We start from the raw sequence: 16808 nt of genomic DNA on the forward strand, positions 1-16808 counted from the left end.
GACTGTCATGGGCCGATGACCGAGCACAATGGCCCACCGCATAGAAAAAAGGCATATACCCATATCGAGTACATGCCTTCCTTCATTATCGTTTTCGCAGCACCCGTCCAAACACGACCAGAATCGGTGCCAGCAATATCCCCGCCACCACCAAAGAGGCGCGTATGGACAATCGGTGTCCGATCCATCCCACAACAGGTCCGCCTGCCGTTTGACCGAGCGCATTGGATTGGCTCATCATCGACAAGATCGTTGCACGAACATTGCTTTCAATATTCAAGTTGAGCCAAGTATCATAGAGCGGGCTGCTCAACGCCTCTATAACCCCAATCAAAAGAAGGCATACGAGCGCCCATTCAAAGCTGGGTGCCAAGGCAAAAGAGATGACTGCCGCAATCTTCAAGCCAGTCAGGACAAACATGCCGACAACGACAATGCGTTCATTGTTCACATCTAATCGCTTTTCTGCAATCCCCACAGCCACCAGACTGAGAAGGGCAGAAACCGCTGCGATGATACCAAACCACATCGGCAACGATAATGTCCCTACCAACGGAAACCCGATTTCCGAAATCAGATGTGCTTCCCAGAGGCGGTCATACCCTTCCGAGGCCGCACCCGTAAATAGAGTGACCAGCAATATAAGCAGAAGAATCGGTTGGCTGCGGATAACTCTCGCGCCTGACATCCAAGTAGAAGCCATTTCCCTGAAATGCGATGCTCCCTCTTCTCGCTTCTTGCGAGTAAAGGCGGTCTCTTTCATGAACAGGATCAAAAACACCCCGAGGAGCAAATACAAAATGCCTCCAGCCAAATACGGCAAGTTCGGCGCCCATGTCGATAATCCGACACTAAGTGCAATCCCCAGCAAGGTTGCCAGCAGGGAATAACGCTTCCCTTTCATGAAAATGGTGCCGATCTTCTCTTCGCCAACCTCATCTACAATCCACGCTGTATCCGCCCCACTGACAAACGTATCCCCCACGCCAAAAAAGACTTGGGCCATAAGCAACCAGACCATCACAGGAATAAACGGAAGCATGCCTTCCAATGCCGGGATGACACCTTGCATGACAAACCCTGTACCAATCACGAACATCCCAATAATGACCGAGAGACGCCGACTGTAGGTATCAGCGACCACACCCGTTACTCCCTCAAACAAAAGAACAGACAGCTCCAGAACCATTCCGATCAGCAGCAGCTCAAACGGATTGAGTCCGAGCGCAGTAATGTAATAAATCGCATAAGTAGTAAACATCGTCGTATTCGCGAGCGATGTTGTAAAACGCTTGATCATATAAACCTTGGTTGCATCTAAAAACATCGAGACAGTATCCACCTTTCAGGCAGAGGACACGCTCTCGTTTTCACATACGCAATCGATTCTACAGCCAAATCATAGTAGCGAAACTACGTACGTGCCACTCTACCGCTCATCATTTTTCCTACCTGTACTTGCGTGCTCTCAACAAATGTTTTTAACATTTTCTTACACCTCCGAAAGTAATTAGTCCTTATTATAAACGATTCCCATGAAAAAGTCTGATCATTTTTTATCTTTGCCGAACTCAATTGAAGCAGTACTATTAGAAGGAAGAGTATCATCGCAGCTCATTTTCACGATTGACAGAAAGGATACTACTATGACCTACTCCATTCACCTCAGCAGAAAAAGTGAACAGAATACTAGCCAATGGTCGGGAGGCTCCACGACACAGCTCGCTATTTACCCAGACGGAGCAGATTATAGCGATCGCCGCTTTGCGTGGAGAATCAGCTCGGCAAAGGTTGAAGTCGAAGAATCATTATTTACTCCCCTGCCTGGCTTCTGGAGATTATTGATGATCATCGAGGGAGAGCTGTATATCGAGCATGAGGGTCATCACAGCGTGACCTTACAGCCATTTGAACAGGACAGCTTCAGTGGGGGATGGACGACCCGAAGCAAAGGAAAAGTAAGAGATTTCAATCTCATGCTCGCAGAGGGCTACAGCGGCGAACTGAAAGCCATCCATGTCGCTCCAGGAATTCACCAGGAGCTGATCGGAGTCCGAGATAACGATGCTCGCCATGTAGACGAAGCATTTTACTGTGTAGATGGCTCGCTCACCGTGCTAATCGATGAGGGTACGATAATCTTACAGGAAGGTGATTTTATGCTCATCAGCAGGATGAGCTCAGCAAAAAAGATTACGATTTCCAACCAGACACAAGAAAAAGCGACTCTCATCAAAACATCCATTCTGTATGGCTAAAAGCAAAAAGCCGCGTAGACTCTACCTCTACACGGCTTTCTTTTGTTTCGACTACGCTTTTTTTCTAAACAGACCTACGATGGAAATGAGCAGTGCCAAGCCAGACAGAACCAATGGCAGAGTGTTGCTTGATCCCGTGCTACTTGCAGTCTCTTGGGCTGGTGCAGCTGCTGGTGTTTGTGCCTCACCATGCTCATGTCCTGCTTCCCCAACCCCTGCTTTCACGGTCGTAACAGATGCTGGCGTTTTGGAATCCTTGTCACCTGTCCACTCTACTACTTCACCGTCTGCATAGGTTTGGTATGCTTTCCAGGCGAGACTCCCCTCTTCTTTTGGATTCGCACCTACGAAAGCGAATTCCATAAACTCATGTGCCTTGATTCCACCATCTGTCGCAGTCCATACTAAGGCAGTATTGCGTCCATCTTTATCTTTTTCGAATTCATAGCTCCAGCCCGGGATTGGTTGTACGGTGCTTACCTTCACACCAGCAGGGAACTCGAGCTTTACCTTCGTTGTGTTTACATCTTTTTCAACTGGAACCCGTACTGTATATTTTTCATATGCACCAGTCGCGGTCTCTTTTGGGTATACATTCACGTGCGCTTGTGCAGCCGTCGCCAAGGTCAAAACCGCTCCAGCTACCAATACGCTGCTCATCCATTTAGTCCATTTCATCGTCAAGCCCTCCTAGTATAAATCCGTTTGAATAGTTGCCTGTGTGCTTGTAGTAGCAGTCGGATAGTTGGTCTGGCTCATCCACAGCCCTGCCAAGATCGCGACGATGCCCAAAATAATTTCCCAGCGCAAAAGAACTTGCTGCAAGGTATTTTCCTTGCGCCAGCGCTTTGTTTGCCGATAAGCCAAGCCAAGCATTACAATGATACAAATTACTTTTCCGTACAGCAGATAGCTCCATGTAAGCGAGCTTTGAAAAACACTAGCCAGATCGGTCTGGACCAGGAGCATCAAAACGCCAGTAACGACAGCCAGCAACGCTGCCATGGCAACCGTCCGTAAAAAGAATGCTTTAAACTCTTTCCTATCGCGTTCTGCCTGTTTTCCCGCTAGCAGTAAATAAACAAGAGCTCCCAGCCACAACGAAACAGTCAGGACGTGCAGTAGCCGCAAAACGATCGATAGCCAAACAGGAGCGATCCCCCAGGCATGACCTCCAAAGGCTTGTGCACTGACCAGCAGCACCCAGATTCCCACATACCAACCGCTAACCATGTTAGGAATCGAGAGCAGGAGCATAAGCACAAAAGAGATGATCAGCATGATTGCAAATGGCGACTGTGCAAGCAGCTTTCCGTCCAGCTGCCACAAAGCCTGGGTCAAAGAAACAGAAGTCAGCGATTCATCGTATAAGAACCAAAGAAAGATGAGACCAACCAGTCCGAGAACCCAACCAATCTGTCTTCCGATCCCAAGCAGCTGTGCCATCGAAGGCAATCCATAACGCTGCGCCCACCAAGCAACCACGTACAGCCCGCCGCCAAGCAAAATAATGCCCTGGGCCAAATAGCGGTATACAATCAGGTAGCTGCTATCTGTTTTCTTTGCCGTAGAAGGCTCAGCCACAACCGCGCTCTTCTGTCCAATCGAAAAGGACAAGCGCTCTTCGACAGGATGTCCATCCTCCGATACGACCGATACAATTGCCGTATAGGTTCCTTCGGCCAATTCAGGTAACGGTACGTTCACTTGTGAAGCATCGCCAGGCTGCAAGGTCGGACGCTCCAAGCTGATTTCTTTTCCATTCCAATCGTACAATTTCATGGAGACCAAATCCGGCTCCAACGTTTCGGTAAATCGCATGGACAGCTGTCCTGGATTTGTTTGTAGTACCTCTCCGTCTTTTGGCGTGCTGCTCATTAATCCTGCATGGGCTTGAACTGCGGAATTCCCTGTTGCAAGCACCAGGAAAAAGGCTAGCCAAAGTAAGGTCAGGTATCGTTTCCACCGCATAACCACTCACCCACCCCCATCGCCTTTTCGTCCTTAATCCTATCATTAGTGATTCCGAATCCATATGGCTCACTTGGGCTAATTGCTGTGACGATTTATTGAAAGGGCCTGGCTAAAAATGGGAATGAAAAAAGCACCTTTCAGACATGTTGCCCGAAAAGTGCCTCGTGTTATTACGGTCTGCTATCCCGAATGACTCGGTTGGTGGTGGTTGTACCTTTTACCCTGTGACGATGTCCCTCAGTGATTTCAGTCAGCTTATCGAAGTTGTGAAAATGATTTGGCCCTCCACCAAAAGGTCCACTCCCATTAATAGACAAGCCCGTTCTGCCAAAATAGACATGTCTGTGACCATCTGCAGTCGTTGTAATGGCGCGGAACAGATGAAAATGGGAGCGTGCACTTGGCACTCGAACAACTACGTCTGTCACGTTGCTGATCAAATGCCGATGTCCACGAACGAGAGACGTAACTCCCTCCATTCGATGCCTTATGCGATTGACGAATTGCTGGGTTGCCTGCTGCTTTTTCTTCTTCTTTTTTGCGATCGTAATTCCCCTCCTTTTCTCTGAAGTTATCCTATTTTTATGAACAAGCTGTATGATTGGAAACGGCGCTTGTTATATTCATCTAGATACAAAAAAACCGAGACTGGTATCTCCAGCCTCGGCTCGTATGTTATCGGCCACTCTTCATTTCTGTCCAGTAGCGATCGTATTCTTGCAAAGTATCTCCCACGTCTACCAGCCACTCCGCACGAGCAATATCAGCTTTGTCGAGGAAGATCATTTTGTTGGCGCGGTATTCTTCGCTGTGCAGCGGGTACGCTTTCTCGTTCGGATTACTGTAGCCAATCGATTCGTAGTTTTTCACGCTGACTTCAGGGTCCATCAAATAGTTGATGAACTTCTCAGCCAATTCCTTGTGCTTGGCACCTTTTGGAATTGCCATTGTGTCAGCCCAGATTGTAGCGCCTTCTTTTGGAATGATGTATTCTACATCAGGATTTTGTGCTTGGATAAAAGCTGCATCCCCGGACCACACTGTACCAATCCATGCCTCTTCAGCAATCATTTTTTGCTTGATGTTATCCGTATCAAATGCAACTACACCAGGAACGAGCTTTTTCAAGTCAGCAAACGATTTTTCCAGCTCTTCTTTGTTCGTGGAGCTGTTGGAGAAGCCGTTTTTGATCAGGGACATGCCCATCACTTCACGCGGATCGTTCAGCATGATAACACGGCCTTTGTACGCTTCGTTCCACAGATCGTTCCAGCTCGTCGGCTGTTCTTTTACAAACTTTTTATTGTACGCGATCCCTGTAATTCCCCATGTATATACAACAGAGTGCTTGTTATCAGGGTCGAATGGAGGTGTCTGGAACGTGGACACGATGTTTTTCATGTTTGGAATATTTTCTTTGTTCAAGTCTTCCAAAAGTCCCAGCTGAATCATTGTTGCTACCATGTAATCGGACGGCTGGATCAAATCATAGCCAGATGCGCCTGCCTGGATTTTTGCAAGCATTTCTTCATTGCTGCCATACACGTCGTAGTTGACCTTGACATTGTACTTTTGCTCAAAGTCTTTCACTACATCCGGGTCAAAGTTATCTGCCCAGCTGTAAATATTGAGCACCTGTGCTTCCTGCTCTGAAGAAGAGCAGCCAACTACGGTAAATGCGAGTACGGCGGACAATGCGCCGATCATCAAGGACTTCATACGTTTCATCTTTCTCTCTCAACCTCCAACTCAATAAGTTATCGTTTTGGAATCCTTACGGCGGAAAAGCTCAGCGACAATAACCAAAAGCACTGTACTTACGATCAGCAAAGTCGAAAGTGCGTTAACTTCAGGTGAAACACCGCGCTTGACCAAGCCGTAAATATATAGCGGCAAGGTGGTCGAATTGGGACCAGCCACAAAAAACGAAATAATAAAATCATCAAGCGATAGTGTAAAGGACATCAGAAAGCCTGCGACAATGCCAGGCATGATCAGCGGCAAAGTCACATAGCGCAGCGTTTCCCACGGAGTCGCTCCGAGGTCCTGTGCTGCTTCCTCCAGCTCTTTGCCCATATCAGCCAGTCTGCCTGAGATAATGACCATCACGTACGGCATACTAAACGTGACGTGCGCCATAATCAGCGTCGCTTTGCCCAGCTCCATATGAATCTGGCTAAACAAAACCAAGAGAGCAAGTCCCATCATGATTTCCGGAATCACAATCGGCAAATAGATGAGCCCGTTGACAATATTGCGCCACTTCAGCGAGTAATGCTTGATCGCGAGTGACGCTGCTGTTCCGAGCACGGTTGCCAGTAAACTGCTGATAACCCCGATCGTCAGACTATTTGCTAGCGCCTGCATGACTTGTCTGTTATCAAATAGCGATATGTACCACTTCCAGGTAAAGCCGCTCCATACCGCATTGATTCGGGAATCGTTAAACGAGTAGAGCACCAAAATGGCAATCGGCAAATATAAAAAGACAAGCATCAGCCAGGAGTAGCCAGAAAGTACGTGTCGACGCCGTGTGTTCATACTGCCCCCTCCTTTGATTCACTCGCTTTGGTCGCGCGGAAATAGAGGAGAATCAACAGCATGGACAACAGCATCAAAACGATGGACAATGCCGAACCGAACGGCCAATCACGCGCCGATAAAAACTGGTTCTGAATGACGTTTCCAATCAAAGCTGACTTCGCTCCACCCATCACATCCGGAACGACGAACATTCCGATGGAGGATACAAACACGAGGATGGACCCGGTCACGACCCCCGTTTTGGTCATTGGCAGTGTCACGTGCCAAAATGCTTTCCAAGGCGTCGCTCCCAAATCGTACGCTGCTTCCAGCTTGCGACGATCCATTTGCTCCAGAGAAACATAGATCGGCAGAACCATAAATGGTACGAGTGTATAGACCATTCCCAGCAGCACTGAGCCAGAATTGTACAGCAAAGGCAGTGGTTCCGAAATAATGCCCATCGATTGCAGCATCGTGTTCACGACACCTTGGGAGCGCAAAATAATGACCCAGGCATAAGAGCGAACAAGGAAGTTGATCCAAAACGGAATCATCACGAGCAATAGCCAAATCTTTTGCTTCGATTGCTCTAGCCGCGAAATGTAGTAGGCCAATGGATAGCCGCTCAGAATGGACAAAAGGGTCGTCAGGATAGCGACTACCAGCGTGTCCCAAAAAATTTGCCCGTACAGCGGGTCCCAGATGCGAATATAGTTGTTCAAGGTGAATTCATAGACAACTTGCCCGTATGTTCCTCTTTTTAAGAACGACAGGGCCGCGATCAAAAGCATGGGCAAGACGAAGAGCGCACCCATCCATACAATGGCCGGAAGCGCGAGAAGTTTCACAGGTTTCTTGTTTAACAAGGAAGAATCACCTCGTCCGTCTGTGCCCATCCAATGGCCACGTGATTATCCACCTGCCAGTCGAGACCGTCACCCGCATATTGATGCGCCATGACTGTCATATCAGTACCGTCAATCCGGATGTACAGCTTGCGCAGATTACCGAGGAACACTACATCCGTGATACGGCCTGTTTTCTTGTGCTTGTCCGTCTGTTCATCTGTTCGATACAGCTTGATCTTTTCCGGGCGAACGGCAGTGACTTTTCCACCATCTCTAAATATGTTGTTTTCGCCAATAAACGTAGCCACAAACAACGTCTGTGGGGTGTTGTAAATCTCGGCAGGAGAAGCAATCTGTTCAATCCGTCCTTTGTTCATGACCGCGATCCGATCTGACATCGCCATCGCTTCTTCCTGGTCATGTGTTACGTATATAAACGTGATGCCCAGATTTTTTTGCAGGTTCTTGAGTTCTAGCTGCAAGCTTTTCCGCAGCTGATAATCCAATGCTCCCAATGGCTCGTCCAAAAGCAATACCCGCGGGTTGTTGATGATTGCACGCGCAATCGCCACCCGTTGCTGTTGTCCTCCAGAGAGCTGCTTCGGTGTTCGGCTGCGAAGCTCCGTCAATTGAACGTATTGCAGCACTTCTTCCAACCGTTTCTTCTGCTCGGCTGTACTCACCTTTTTCATTTTCAATCCAAATAAAATGTTTTGCTCCACCGTCATATGTGGAAACAAAGCGTATTGCTGGAACACCATGTTCATATCCCGCTGATACGGCGGTATGTGGCTCAGAGGCTTTTCGTCTAGGTATATTTCCCCAGAGGTTTGCTCTTCAAATCCAGCAATCATTCTGAGCAGCGTTGTTTTACCGCAGCCACTAGGTCCAAGCAACGTCAAAAACTCCCCTTCTTCAATAGATAGAGAAAGAGGGGGGACGACGACATTGCCGGCGAATTGCTTTTCAATTGTATCCAAATGAATAATCGTTTTCATTGCGTCATCTCACCAGTATGTCATTATACTCATAGTAATCTAGGTTACTATATCGTGTATGATTCATTTTGTAAACAGTTTCAGACCCTCTCGATTCAATTTTTTGTCGGATTTTCTGTAAGTGATCCTATGAAAAAAAGAAAGAGGCGGATGTATATCCATCCACCTCATTGCCTGTTCGTTTCTGTTTTACATCGATGTTGATTTTGGACTCGCTTTGACTTTAGGCACTGCTGATTTGGCTCCAAGGAAGTTCGTCCCGACCACCCCGACGATAATCATCAATGCCCCGATCAGATGATAGTAAGCAAGCTTTTCTCCCAAAAACAGTACGCCCGCAACGATCGTAACCAAGGTCGATAAATTATTAAACACGCTCATACGTGATGCTTCCATTTTCGATAAAGCAAAATTGGTTAATAGCGATGTCACCAGCGATGATAGCACCCCTAAATAGACGATCGAGATGACAAATGGCGTATCGGCAAAAGGTGCGAAATACGATGAGAGACTCCCCTCGGCGATGTGATTATACAACGCCATGGCATTAAAGGATAAAAATCCGATGATCGTTACCATATATGTGACGTCTATATAATGAAAGGACTTTGTCATCTTTTTTGCCAGGACGCTGTAGCCCGCCATCGAAAGGGCGGACAAGAGGATCAAGATCGTGCCCAGGCTGTTCCCTGTTGCCACGCTCATGCCCTTCATGGCAAAAATGTAAATGACACCTACAACTGACAAGAGAGTTGCCAGCTTTTGCAGCCAGGTCGAATATTCCTTTAAAAAATACGTTGCCATCAGCATCGTAAAGATCGGAACGGTAGCTTGAATAATGCCTGCCTCCGAGGAGGACGTATAAACAAGCCCAAACGTTTGCAGCGCGAAAAATAACGCTGGATAAAGAGAAGCAAGCGGGAGTAAACGCAGAATATCCTTTGCCCTGATCGACAGACGAACCCATCCGAATAATACGGGAATGGTTGCCGCTGCCAATGACATGGTAAACCGATGTGCCAAGGTATCAGTCGGAGTCGCGCTAGTCAGTGCTATCTTGACGAAAATAAACGACAGTCCAATGATGAGTGCATTGAGCAGAGCTGCCATTATCGCTTTTTGTTTATCTTGCATGGTTCTCATCTCTCCATTCGTATCACAGACGGCCGTCTTCTTACCTTCATAGTAATGGGGCCACGCTCATGCTACAATGCAAATATATACGATCTGTACCGGTACAAAATATATATCAGAAGAGGTAAGCTATGCATAAATACTTGCATTTGCAAAATGAACTGGAGTCACTGATCGAGGGCATTTCGTATCAGGAGGGAGACAAGCTGCCCTCCATCCGCGATCTGGCCACACGGTATGAATGCAGTAAAAGCACGATCATACGAACTTTGGAAGAGCTGGAAAAACGGCATCTTATCTATTCCGTTCCCAAAAGCGGTTTTTATGTGGTCAAAAAACAAGGAGCGGTGTGCCCTACAAAGGAACGTATCATCGACCTTGCCACCTCTGCCCCTGACCCGGATGTGTTTCCTTATGTGGATTTCCAGCATTGTATCAACAAAGCGATCGAAACGTACAAAAAAGATCTGTTCATCTACGGAACGGCAAAGGGACTTCCTTCTCTAATCCCGGTGATTGCCAAACAACTGGCGAAGCACCAAGTGTTCCCCAATCCACATAGCATTTTTATTACCTCTGGCGTTCAGCAAGCATTATCAGTTCTTTGCACGATTCCGTTTCCAAACCAGAAGAAGAAAATTTTAATCGAGCAGCCATCTTATCATCTGTTCATCGACTATATACAGGCACACAAGCTGCCCGTTGCAGGCATCAAGCGCACCGCACAAGGCATCGATTTGGATGAGCTGGAGCATCTTTTCCGCACGGAGGATATCAAGTTTTTCTACACGATGCCTCGCCTCCACAGTCCTCTGGGAACGACGTACAGCCGCTTGGAAAAGCTGCAAATCACCGAGCTCGCACAAAAGTATGATGTGTACATCGTCGAGGATGACAATATGGCTGATCTCGAACACGACAGCAAGGCCGATCCTTTATTTTCGTACGACCGCTCCGCTCACACCATCTATTTAAAAAGCTATTCCAAGATCATTTTTCCTGGACTGCGCCTAGGCATCGCCGTCATCCCGGACGCTCTTGCAGATGCATTTACTCTCCACAAGCGTCTTCAAGACATCGACAGCTCAATGCTTTCTCAGGCAGCACTGGAAATTTATTTAAAAAGCGGTATGTTTGAACGGCATAAACAAAAGATTCGAGAATCCTACCGAAAAAGGTCCATTACGCTAAATGCAGCGCTCGTCGAGCATGCAGAGAATGCCCGTGGGCTGTATGCATACCAGCCTCCCAAATATCCAGGGATACACACGCACATTGTGCTGGACGACCGTGTATCTGTACCGCGTCTGATCCAGCAGCTCAAAAAGCGATCCATCCTGCTGGAGAGTGCGGACCATCATTATTTGCCCGATTTCCCTCGCGAAAACATTCTCAAGCTCAACGTCTCCAATGCCAAAGAAGAGGACATTCCTGAAGGCGTACAGGGGCTTGTAGCTGTCCTTTGCAAAATGAGGTTGTGATCGAATTCATTTTATTGCTATGATGTTGGAAACAATCCCCCTATTAGTAAAAAGGTGAAAAGTATGCTTTCCTTTACTCGACTATGTAAATGCAAACCCCCGATTCCGTAATTTCTCCTTACACTGCTTGAGATTTTCAGCTTGTAGGGGGAATGAATTGTGGAAAGAAAAATCTCAACACCATCGTTGTTACTCTTTATTATTCTTGTGGGCTTCCCGCAAATCAGTGAAACGATCTATACTCCATCTCTGCCGGATATCGCCACCCATCTTCAAGCAAGTGGCAACGCGATCCAGCTGACTCTGAGTATTTACTTCCTTGGCTTCGCCTTTGGTGTTTTTTGCTGGGGACGGCTGTCTGATTCCATCGGCAGACGCTCTGCCATGCTGTGGGGAATCCTCGTGTATGGCCTCGGCAGCCTCGGTTGTTATTTGTCCGACTCGATTGAATGGTTATTGCTGAGCCGCTTCATCCAGGCTTTTGGCGCAAGTACCGGCTCGGTCGTTACCCAAACGATTTTGCGCGAGAGTATCGATGGAGCCAAACGTCATGCAGTATTTGCACAAATATCGGCAGCGCTAGCCTTCTCTCCAGCCATCGGACCACTAATTGGCGGGTGGGTAGATCAATCACTTGGTTTTCGAGCGGTGTTCTTCACCCTGGTTTTAATGAGCGTTGCGATATTGATGTACACGTTCACTTCACTGCCAGAGACACGAGTGCCTAGTAATGCAAGCATTCGTACCACTTCTGTAGCCAAGCGTCTGATTGCGGACAGGAGGGTATGGTCTTTTGGTTTTCTGATCGGGGCAACCAACGGCATCCTGTTCAGTTATTATGCCGAAGCCCCGTTTATTTTCATTGAATTTTTCGGCATGACGCCTGGCGCATTTGGCTTTTTTGGGATTTTCGTAGCATTGTCATCTGTGATCGGTGCGATGCTATCGAAAAGACTGTTAGCCAGCTTCGCGGCAGAGAAAATCATCCTGATCGGTGCTCTCGTGACAACGCTCGGCGCTTTATGTCTCACGGGATTCACCCTCATTGGTGTGAGCTCTTCCGCACTCTCGTTGGCTGTTATGGTTGCCTCTATCTTCATCCTTCTTCTGGGGATCGGGATTGCGATACCAAACTGCCTGAGCTTGGCACTTGTTCACTATGGCGATGTACTCGGCACAGCAGGTGCTCTGTTTGGTTTGGGCTACTACATTGTTGTCAGCCTCATTACCAGCGGCATGAGCTATCTGCATAATGGATCGCTAGTGACCATGCCTCTTTATTTCCTCCTGCTGGCATTTTTCATGGTGCTTGTCAGCAGAAGGCTGAACATGAGGGCTGAAGCGAAGATCTAAAACAAAAAAGGCAGTGGTAGTTTCGGACAAGAAACAAAGTCCAAGACTGCCGCTGCCTTTATTCAGCTTTTGAGCCCGTTAACAGATTCATTCCAAATTTAGCGATTCCAGACTCCGCCCAAATCTTTTCGAGACGCTCGGCTACATATAAAAATAGCATGAGGCCGAGTAGCACCGCGCACACGGATACCGGTATGAACCAGAGATGAGTGGAGTGCGAGAAAAACGGAATGAGTGAGACTGCCACAATCGGTGGCGCATTCCATTTGAATTTTTTAATCATCCAAATCGTTAAGAGTACATTGACAAACAACGAAATCGAGCTAGGGTACATCGAGAAAAGCAGGGTCCCGAGCACACATGAAACAGACGCACCTACTGTAATTTTACCAATCTCCGAAAAACGGAAGGAACGTGTGATGAATAAAAAGCTAAATGCTCCTACCGTAGGGAAAAAGAGTGTATCCAGAAAAGGAACATGCAAGGAAAGCCAATAGATAAAAGCGATATATGTACAAATAACTACTATTTTTATATTCATTCTAAATCTTTCAACCCCAATAAAACGGAAATTTGATGCAGCATGCTACACACCTGCTACATTTTATCAGGTTTACCCGGGCTGTCAATGATCTTCTTTTTGTAGGTCAAAAAAATAATCCACTTGCTGCTCACAACTATGTGATCTCGCGGAGCCAGAGGATGTCACAGTCTCTTCCAGCAGCTGCGGTCTTTTACAGGTAGTGATGTAGTATCCTTTAATGGGGAGTTCATCGTTTGTAATCTCGATTATTTCCTCTTCCTGAATTCTATATTTGTTTGATTTTTTTACGGCATAGGAGTTCATTTCTCCATCACTGATCAAGTAATTCTCTTCGCCTCCATTCGTTGCAGACAATTGCCTGATCTGGGCTTGATCCAACACCTCAAAAAACCTCGACGCAAAGACAGTACGATCGAATTGCCCCCACTGTTCGCCCACTTTTGTACGTTGAATCGAATATTCTTTCGTCTTTGCTAAGTAATCAATATCATAAAGAATGAATCCTTCCCCCGATCGGCTGACTACATTGTACGACAGTCTTTCAATCTCCCCATCCTTTTGATACTGTGCATGAAAGTTTTCCAGGTGAGCATTCGGATCGATTTGCATATGATCCTTGATCACCGTCCAATCGTTTGTAAATTGAACCTCGTAAATATTCGAGCTGGAGGCTGCTACCTCGCGCGGATATTCGTAGATGTACTCTTCCACGTATGGAACGATCAACTGTAACAGGTAAAATGCCAGACCGAGATAAGCAGAGTGCTGTTTTGCTTTGACGTTCTTCGCTGGGCGAAAAAACAGAAGAAAAACAACGAAGCCTACAGGCAGCGCATATTCGTTAAAGCGAAAAGTAAAAGCCCCCAAGAGGTAGTAACCAACAATTTTATAGCCGAGATTCGCTTCAGCCTCTTCTCGATTTCTGTAAATAAGGACGAACGCCACGATGACCAATCCAGTCAATATAATGACAAATAGCTGCTCCATTCCCATCACCTATTTTAATTTTAACTCCAAATATTTGGTTCCTACGATGGGATTAAAACGATATGGCTCAATTTCATAAAACCCTAGTGAACTGTAAAGAGAAATGGCCTGTTCCATTGTCGGAAGCGTATCTAATCTGATATAGCGGTAGCCTCGATTCTTTGCTTCCCCAATAATCGAGGAAGCCAGCCTTTTGCCGATTCCTTTTCCTTTAAAATCTGGCTTCACATATAGTCGCTTCATTTCACATACGTCTTCTTCGATTTTCCGCAACGCGACACACCCTGCTACCTGCTCTTCGTACATCGCGAGCAATATACAGCCTTCCGGTGGGGCGTACTCCCCCGGCAAGCTTTGCAGCTCTATCGTAATATTTTGAAAGCTTAAGTCAATGCCTAGCGAATCGACATATTCAGTGAAAAGCTCTCGTACCTTTGCGTATTGGGACTCTTCCGTTACTCTCCCTATTCGAAACAAACAAACACCCCCGATTCGATCTATTCTTCCCTACTATTTTCTAAATATCGTTAAAATTTCCTGCTCGAACATAAAATACCCCGTAACGTTAGCGTAGTCTAACAATCACGGGGTGTTCATTTTACTCGGCAGTCCGCTTCCCAGAGGTACCTTTATTGGGAGGAAAAGTTTTATGTATGTAAGTCGTGTAACCCCGGGCTATGCTCATTCGGTAATTCTGGCATAAGTGGGACTGGGAATCCTTCAGGTGGTGGAGTGACTTCCAGGCTACCCCCATTTCGGCTCGGTGATGGTCCGTTAAACACTTCCCCAATCCTTGTGCTATCCAAACGGAAATTAAACTGGGCATTATGAAAGCCCATATCTACATATTTACGACATTCTGGATACTTGTTTATATCGTAATTGGGTACAGGGAACAATTTCCCCCACTCAACCCCTAACGTCTCAAGTGCCTTGGCAAAAGCATTCTGATGCGCGTTATCACGTACGATCAGGAACGCCAATGTTTCGCGGAATGTCTTGTTTGAACTCATCTCATAAATCCGCGATTTTTGAAGAACCCCTGTAGATTCAAGGACTAAGTTATCTAGAAGGTCACTGATCAAGTTCCCATGATTATACACGTAGTTCCCCATCCATGGATTTCCAGCTGCATCAACGGGCAATGAGCTTTGAGCACCAACGATAAAATGGTGCGGATTTGCATGTTTAACTGCTTCGTCAAGCGGTGCTCCGTCAACCCCCGCATTCCCCGGCTGGTCTACTCCACTACCTGTGAGCAATTGATTAATGGTATGTTGGACGAGTTCCACATGTGCTATCTCCTCTAGAAAAACTCCCCTCAGCAAATCACGGTACTGTGTGGCTTTGCCTCGAAAATTATTGCTTTGAAAGAAATACTGCATCATCGTACGCATTTCACCAAAACGACCGCCCAGAATTTCCTGAATGACTTTTGCTGCAGCAGGGTCCGGCTGATCTGGAACAATCATGTTAATTAAATCTTCTTTATAAAAATACACCTCTGAGCTACCCCCTTCAAAGTCGCAATTCAGCTTAGTGTGATTACGATGGATAAAATTTATTCGGAAGCAGAGTAGTATCATCTATGCTTAAATTTACCGTCATTAATAACTCCCATTTTTGTAAACAATATCGTCTGTAGAATAAATGACTCATGGTGCTTCTCATTACGAGCGCGGAGGAATGCTCATGGAATGGTATGACCGGCTAACTGAATACTTTCCAGAACATGAAATGAAAAATATCGGTCAGATACAAGCGTTAATCAATGAAAAAAAGGATATTTATCACAAAATTGAAACCGATCAATTTCTTTTGCTATACGCAGAGTTTCCAACGTTTATTTTCATTGATTATCTCTTGATTGATCCTTCCACGAGAGGACAAGGAATTGGAACCAGCATCATAAATAAGCTCAAAGCCAAAGGAAAAGATATTCTACTTGAGGTCGAACCGATTGATCATGAAGATGAAGATACAGTGAAGCGAGTCCATTTTTATCGGAAAAATGGGTTTGTAAAAGCTGACAGGATTCAATATCGGTGGTCAGATGAGAATGGTGAGGAATATGAAATGAAGATTTATTACTGGAGTCCTGATCATCATAAAGTACCGCAAGAAATGATATTAAAAAAGATGATAAAAGCATGTCAAGAAATCCACAATTTTCGCTCTAAACAGTACTATGGTCGAATGGTCGCCGATCCTGATGAAGTACTACATTTGAAGCACTGATTTTCAGAGATGTTGAAGGAGGTCTGCATCTTGAGAAAAACACTGATTGGTGCATTCCTTTTTGGTATTGGCATGATTGGAATGCTCGATGGGATTGTCTTCCACCAAATTTTGCAGTGGCACAGTGTGAACATGCATGCAGACCGATTTCATCAAATTATGAGCGATGGCTTTTTTCATTTATTCGTAACGGTTATCATATTTATTTCAGGCATTCTCCTATGGAGAGGTGACTCAATTGGGACCTCCAAATATTTTTGGGGCAGCTTTTTCCTTGGAGCAGGTACATTTAACTTGATTGAAGGCATAGTAAACCACCATGTATTGCAAATTCATCACGTAAAGCCGGGGCCAGGACAGCTCTTATATGATGTTTTCTATGATGGATTTGCTCTTGTTCTTATCATTATCGGTTGGTTACTTGTTAGACGAGCAAAAACAATTGTACCGAGTCCATGAATAGCAAT

The 16808-nt window shown here is 46.2% G+C and carries 18 protein-coding genes; 5 read left to right on the forward strand and 13 right to left on the reverse strand.

Features of this window, described 5'->3' with window-relative positions; genetic code table 11:
- Nucleotides 1-85 precede the first annotated feature (85 nt).
- Nucleotides 86-1327, reverse strand: a complete 1242-nt coding sequence (locus tag C3B52_RS13475; RefSeq protein ID WP_103106603.1) for an MFS transporter — start codon at nucleotides 1325-1327, stop codon at nucleotides 86-88.
- 208 nt (nucleotides 1328-1535) lie between these two features.
- Between C3B52_RS13475 and C3B52_RS13480 the strand changes: the two genes are divergently transcribed.
- Complete coding sequence (locus C3B52_RS13480) at nucleotides 1536-2258, forward strand: HutD/Ves family protein (protein WP_103106604.1); 723 nt, start codon at nucleotides 1536-1538, stop codon at nucleotides 2256-2258.
- A 51-nt stretch (nucleotides 2259-2309) separates the two neighbouring features.
- On the opposite strand, the gene C3B52_RS13485 is transcribed toward C3B52_RS13480, so the two are convergent.
- The 8 genes from C3B52_RS13485 to C3B52_RS13520 all read right to left on the reverse strand — a co-directional run bounded on the left by C3B52_RS13485 (nucleotide 2310) and on the right by C3B52_RS13520 (nucleotide 9738).
- The gene (locus C3B52_RS13485; protein ID WP_103106605.1) at nucleotides 2310-2936 is read right to left on the reverse strand and encodes a YcnI family copper-binding membrane protein; all 627 of its coding nucleotides are present in this window, start codon (nucleotides 2934-2936) and stop codon (nucleotides 2310-2312) included.
- A 12-nt stretch (nucleotides 2937-2948) separates the two neighbouring features.
- The gene (locus C3B52_RS13490) at nucleotides 2949-4229 is read right to left on the reverse strand and encodes a copper resistance CopC/CopD family protein (RefSeq protein ID WP_103106606.1); all 1281 of its coding nucleotides are present in this window, start codon (nucleotides 4227-4229) and stop codon (nucleotides 2949-2951) included.
- Nucleotides 4230-4402: 173 nt separating this feature from the next.
- Entirely contained in the window at nucleotides 4403-4711 is a 309-nt protein-coding gene (locus tag C3B52_RS13495; protein WP_103106607.1) for a YmaF family protein, read from the reverse strand.
- A 196-nt stretch (nucleotides 4712-4907) separates the two neighbouring features.
- Nucleotides 4908-5960 carry an ABC transporter substrate-binding protein gene (locus C3B52_RS13500; RefSeq protein WP_103106608.1) on the reverse strand — a complete coding sequence of 351 codons (1053 nt, stop codon included), beginning with the start codon at nucleotides 5958-5960 and terminating at the stop codon, nucleotides 4908-4910.
- 21 nt (nucleotides 5961-5981) lie between these two features.
- On the reverse strand, nucleotides 5982-6773 hold the full coding sequence (locus C3B52_RS13505; RefSeq protein ID WP_103106609.1) for an ABC transporter permease: 792 nt from the start codon (nucleotides 6771-6773) through the stop codon (nucleotides 5982-5984).
- Nucleotides 6770-7573, reverse strand: coding sequence for an ABC transporter permease (locus tag C3B52_RS13510; protein ID WP_235615712.1), 804 nt, complete (start codon nucleotides 7571-7573; stop codon nucleotides 6770-6772). Before C3B52_RS13510 ends, C3B52_RS13505 begins: the two co-directional genes overlap by 4 nt.
- Nucleotides 7574-7617: 44 nt before the next feature.
- The gene (locus C3B52_RS13515; RefSeq protein WP_103106611.1) at nucleotides 7618-8604 is read right to left on the reverse strand and encodes an ABC transporter ATP-binding protein; all 987 of its coding nucleotides are present in this window, start codon (nucleotides 8602-8604) and stop codon (nucleotides 7618-7620) included.
- 189 nt (nucleotides 8605-8793) lie between these two features.
- The gene (locus C3B52_RS13520) at nucleotides 8794-9738 is read right to left on the reverse strand and encodes a DMT family transporter (RefSeq protein ID WP_103106612.1); all 945 of its coding nucleotides are present in this window, start codon (nucleotides 9736-9738) and stop codon (nucleotides 8794-8796) included.
- A gap of 131 nt (nucleotides 9739-9869) precedes the next feature.
- Here C3B52_RS13520 and C3B52_RS13525 point away from each other — a divergent pair, with 131 nt between their 5' ends.
- On the forward strand, nucleotides 9870-11219 hold the full coding sequence (locus C3B52_RS13525; RefSeq protein WP_103106613.1) for an aminotransferase-like domain-containing protein: 1350 nt from the start codon (nucleotides 9870-9872) through the stop codon (nucleotides 11217-11219).
- A 159-nt stretch (nucleotides 11220-11378) separates the two neighbouring features.
- Nucleotides 11379-12572, forward strand: a complete 1194-nt coding sequence (locus tag C3B52_RS13530) for a multidrug effflux MFS transporter (protein WP_103106614.1) — start codon at nucleotides 11379-11381, stop codon at nucleotides 12570-12572.
- Between the two features lie 58 nt (nucleotides 12573-12630).
- Here the strand turns inward: C3B52_RS13530 and C3B52_RS13535 are convergent, their stop codons facing one another.
- From C3B52_RS13535 to C3B52_RS13550, 4 genes are all read right to left on the reverse strand, one after another.
- Nucleotides 12631-13113, reverse strand: a complete 483-nt coding sequence (locus C3B52_RS13535; protein ID WP_103106615.1) for an HPP family protein — start codon at nucleotides 13111-13113, stop codon at nucleotides 12631-12633.
- Between the two features lie 84 nt (nucleotides 13114-13197).
- The gene (locus C3B52_RS13540) at nucleotides 13198-14103 is read right to left on the reverse strand and encodes a hypothetical protein (RefSeq protein ID WP_103106616.1); all 906 of its coding nucleotides are present in this window, start codon (nucleotides 14101-14103) and stop codon (nucleotides 13198-13200) included.
- A 9-nt stretch (nucleotides 14104-14112) separates the two neighbouring features.
- Nucleotides 14113-14580: a GNAT family N-acetyltransferase gene (locus C3B52_RS13545; protein ID WP_201264885.1), complete on the reverse strand. Its 468-nt coding sequence runs from the start codon at nucleotides 14578-14580 to the stop codon at nucleotides 14113-14115.
- A 170-nt stretch (nucleotides 14581-14750) separates the two neighbouring features.
- Nucleotides 14751-15605, reverse strand: coding sequence for a manganese catalase family protein (locus C3B52_RS13550; RefSeq protein WP_103106618.1), 855 nt, complete (start codon nucleotides 15603-15605; stop codon nucleotides 14751-14753).
- Nucleotides 15606-15795: 190 nt separating this feature from the next.
- Between C3B52_RS13550 and C3B52_RS13555 the strand changes: the two genes are divergently transcribed.
- Together C3B52_RS13555 and C3B52_RS13560 are read left to right on the forward strand one after the other, a co-directional pair.
- On the forward strand, nucleotides 15796-16341 hold the full coding sequence (locus tag C3B52_RS13555; protein WP_103106619.1) for a GNAT family N-acetyltransferase: 546 nt from the start codon (nucleotides 15796-15798) through the stop codon (nucleotides 16339-16341).
- Nucleotides 16342-16371: 30 nt separating this feature from the next.
- A complete protein-coding gene (locus C3B52_RS13560; protein WP_373419725.1) occupies nucleotides 16372-16800 on the forward strand; it encodes a DUF2243 domain-containing protein in 429 nt (142 codons plus the stop codon).
- The last annotated feature ends 8 nt before the right edge of the window (nucleotides 16801-16808 follow it).

Origin of the sequence: Brevibacillus reuszeri, assembly GCF_002897295.1 — a bacterium.
In the GTDB taxonomy this organism is placed as follows: domain Bacteria; phylum Bacillota; class Bacilli; order Brevibacillales; family Brevibacillaceae; genus Brevibacillus; species Brevibacillus reuszeri_A.